Raw genomic sequence first — 3948 nt, forward strand, 5'->3', positions numbered from 1 at the left:
AAGACTTATTACAAACAGGGGGGAATGAAAAGCTAATTTAAGCTATAAATATCAGCACATTGCGACAAAGCGGCAATTTTTATGAGTCCAGTTGGCGAGCCCCACATGACTTTACAAAGTTTCTATCGGATACAACTTGCCGCCAGACAGGCATACCATTACCCGGTCACCGGCTTCGATCATGTTGTAATCTTCAATGGCCTTGCCAACATGACGCCGCAGACGCTTTTGTAACTTGTTAAACTCGGTTTTCTCTTTTTTCGACAATTCGGCGACAGACACGGCAGACCCTGCGACAATTACGGATTCTGGGAGTGATTAAAGCGCGGTATTGTACCGGTATCGACCAAAAAATGCCCAGCAATTTAGTGGGTTGCCGACAATGCCCAATGAAATCAAAGTCCGTGACAGACTTAACAGCGGCTCCCTTCTCAGCTACAATCGCACTGTACAATAAATGTGCGATTTTCCAATAAACGCCCTAGCCCGTTTTTCAGAGTCCTGATTTTCTATGCCAACCCGTTCAAGTTTCCTGTGGCTGCTATTGCTCGGCGCTGCAGCTTTCGCCACATTTCGCGGCGAAAGCACCGTCAGCCCGCCGGTTTTCGCCGACAATTCGCTGCCAGACAACCGCACAACCACACCATTGGCGCTGCCAGCGCCGACCACTGACGTCCAAACACCCTACAGCGGCGAGCCGATGATCGTATCGCGGCGCAATTCGACCGAAATGGTCCACTCCGCTTCGGTAGCAGAGCTGGCAGACGGCCGTCTGCTGGCAACCTGGTTTGGCGGCAGCCGCGAGGGAGCAAAGGATGTCGCCATTTACGGGGCCTACTTCAATCCAGCGCAAGGCATCTGGAGCGAGGTTCGCCCACTGATTACTCGCGAAGCAACGCAGCAGGCTCTTGGCCGCTACATCAAAAAACTTGGCAATCCGGTAATTACCCGCCTGTCGGAAGATCGTCTGGCACTGTTCTATGTCTCTGTTTCGCTCGGCGGCTGGGCGACCAGCCAACTGAATATGGCATTGTCTGACGACGACGGCGCCAGCTGGCATTCCTACCGACGACTGGTGACGTCACCGTTTTTCAACCTGAGCACCCTGGTCAAAGGCACCCCTCACCGCTATGCAGACGGCAGTATTGCCCTGCCCGTTTACCACGAGATGGCGGGTAAATTTGGCGAATTGCTAAGAATTGCTGCTGACGGCACCATTCTGTCGAAAAGCCGCCTGACCACCGGACGCGAAGCGATTCAACCGGTGATTCTGCCCGTTAATCGCGACAAGGCATTGGCACTCTTGCGTGACACCGGTGACGATGCCCCCTTTACGGCCGTCATGACATCGTCTGATAGCAGCGGCCAGGAATGGTCAGAACCGGAAAACGCGACCTTTTTTAACCCCAACTCTGCGCTTGCCGCTGTGGTAATGGACTGTGGACGACTGCTGGCCGTGGCGAACGATACCGAGGAAGAACGCAATCGACTAACCTTGCTGGTGTCGGAGGATCGCGGCGTCAGCTGGAACCCCATCATGCGCATTGAGGACAATAGCGATAATGGTAAAGTGCCTCGACGAGTCCCACGCGAAACCTTTACCAGCGCCCTGCAAGAGGCATTGAGCACCGAAGGTATGCCCGAAGCTCTGCAGAGCAAGTACATTGATTCCGCAACCGCTGCTCTGTGTACCGACAGCGGTTGCCGCTATCGCTACGACTACCCTTATCTTATCAAAGCCTCAGACGGCACCATTCACCTTGTCTACACCTGGAACAAGGCTTACATCAAACACCGCGCATTTTCACAGGAGTGGCTCAGTCAATGGATATAACCGCAGGCTTGGTAGTTTCAGCTCTGCACTGGGCAGCCCTTATCAGTCTTCTGATCTGTCGCCGACCTGCGTTGTCATCGCGATTGGTCACGGTGTTTGCACTGACACTGTTTTTTCTGTGCATCCCGATCGCCGGCGTAACACCGGTGTATTACCTGCGCGGAGTTTTTGGCGAATTCAGCCTGACCTCAACGCTGGTGCTATGCGCTCTGGCCATTTATCACGTTACCCGTGGCGGCTTGCCGCTACCCAAGCGAGACTTGCAATGGATGGCGGGCATGATAGCGGGCTTGGCACTCTGGTTTTATCCCATGAGTCTGGGACTTGGCATGATCGACCCCTATCAGTGGGGGTATCAACCTGATGTTCTTGCTGGCGCGGCGCTGGTTATTGCCGCCGCTGCCTGGCTTAGAAAACTGAACTTAATTGTCGCGATTATCAGCGTCGACCTGCTCGGCTATCAGCTGGGCCTACTCGAATCTAACAACCTGTGGGACTACCTCATTGACCCCGTTGCGGCCATCACCGCCATGGTCTACATCCGGTCAACTCTGCGTGCGAAGCGGCGTGCGGCGACTCGCGAGCCACAGCACGACGAACATGAGCAGGTTACCGATGATAGCCGTGTAGTACAGATCAAAGGGCATGTCGTCAGCCGAGAAAAACCAGCCGTTTCTAGCCAGGATCACCCAGCCAGTAAAGAGCATGGTTACTCCTATACCGAGCCAGGCGTGGCGGGCGTTACCGCGACGGCTGAAAAACCCAAATAGGTACAGACTCAACATGCCTCCACCCAGCAGGGCCACCAAAATGGTCAGAGCGTCCTGCAGGGTTTTGGTGTCGGCGAAATAAAACGCGATCGCACCGCCAATCATCAAACAACTAACGCCCACGGCAATCGCACGTGCCACCATCAGATAATGACGCTCAGCGGCATCTGTGTTCATATGACGGCGGTAAATATCCACCACCGACACCGCAGATATGGCATTGATACTGGAATCCAGTGACGACATGGCAGCAGCCAGGGCTGCTGCCAACACCAGCCCAATCAACCCCGGCGGCAACTCGTTCAAAATGAAAAATGGCAGAATCTGCTCCGCCTTGCGGCTACCGTCGAGCATTTCAGCGGCTTCAGCGACTGGAAATTGCAGGTAGAATACGTAGAGCGCAGTCCCCAGAAACATGTAAAACGCCCAGATTGGCAGGCTGCTCAGGGCACACACCCACATACCGCGTCGGGCTTCACTTTCGGATTTAGCCGCACAATAACGCTGCACGGTATTTTGATTGCTACTGTATTCCGTAAGCCAGTTAACCAGCCCTAACACCAGCATCATGGTGCCGGTTTTGTTGAGCAGGCTGATATCCCAACTGACTGGCTCAAGTTCGCCATTCTGCCACTCAGAAAAGCCCAGCTTGCCGTGTTCTGTGGCGGTCGACAATACCTGCCCCAAGCCGCCGGGGAGCAGGTCGACAATCACCCATAAACAGGCAATCCCTCCCAATAGCAGCACCAGTGTCTGTATCACGTCGGTCCAGATAACCGCTTCAATGCCACCGGCTACGGTATAAACAGCGACAAAGATACCGGCCAGCACGATACACCACACGGGGTCGAGGCCACTGATTTCGAACAACAACAGGGAGATCAGGTAGAGAATGGTACTCACCCGTACCAGCTGAGCAATAATGAACGTGGCGGCGCCATAGACACGCACTGAGGGGCCAAAACGCGCTTCAAGAAACTCGTAGGCGGTTACAGTGTTGCCCCGCCGGAACACTGGCAAAAAGTAGCGCGCGGCAAAATAAATCGCCAGCGGCAGCATCAGATTGGGCAGATAACGTAGCCAGGCGGTTTTATAAGCATCTGCGGGGTAGGCAAGAAAGGTCACCGAACTGATGGAGGTACCCACCAGACTTAAGCCGATTACCCAGCCTTGATAGTTGCGCCCCCCCACAAAGTAGTCGTCGGTGGAGTGGGTTCTGCCAGAGAAATAGACTCCCAGCAGCAAAATGCCCAGTAGGTAGCCGCCCAACACCAGACCATCTGCCAGACTCATTGACCCGCTCCCGGTGTCTCCTCAACATTGTCGTAATGCAGAAAGTGGCTA

General features: G+C 54.4%; 2 protein-coding genes and 1 pseudogene. 1 reads left to right on the forward strand and 2 read right to left on the reverse strand.

Annotated elements, in window-relative coordinates; translation table 11 throughout:
* Positions 1 to 135 precede the first annotated feature (135 nt).
* Positions 136 to 282 (reverse strand): annotated as a pseudogene (locus ABYP39_RS17785) (tRNA 2-thiocytidine(32) synthetase TtcA); the annotation flags it as partial.
* A gap of 229 nt (positions 283 to 511) precedes the next feature.
* Here ABYP39_RS17785 and ABYP39_RS17790 point away from each other — a divergent pair.
* Entirely contained in the window at positions 512 to 1834 is a 1323-nt protein-coding gene (locus tag ABYP39_RS17790) for an exo-alpha-sialidase (RefSeq protein WP_372747171.1), read from the forward strand.
* A 545-nt stretch (positions 1835 to 2379) separates the two neighbouring features.
* On the opposite strand, the gene ABYP39_RS17795 is transcribed toward ABYP39_RS17790, so the two are convergent.
* Positions 2380 to 3897: a sodium:solute symporter gene (locus tag ABYP39_RS17795; protein WP_372763825.1), complete on the reverse strand. Its 1518-nt coding sequence runs from the start codon at positions 3895 to 3897 to the stop codon at positions 2380 to 2382.
* Between the last annotated feature and the right edge of the window lie 51 nt (positions 3898 to 3948).

It is taken from the genome of Litorivivens sp. (genome assembly GCF_041625495.1).
Lineage (GTDB): Bacteria > Pseudomonadota > Gammaproteobacteria > Pseudomonadales > Spongiibacteraceae > Litorivivens.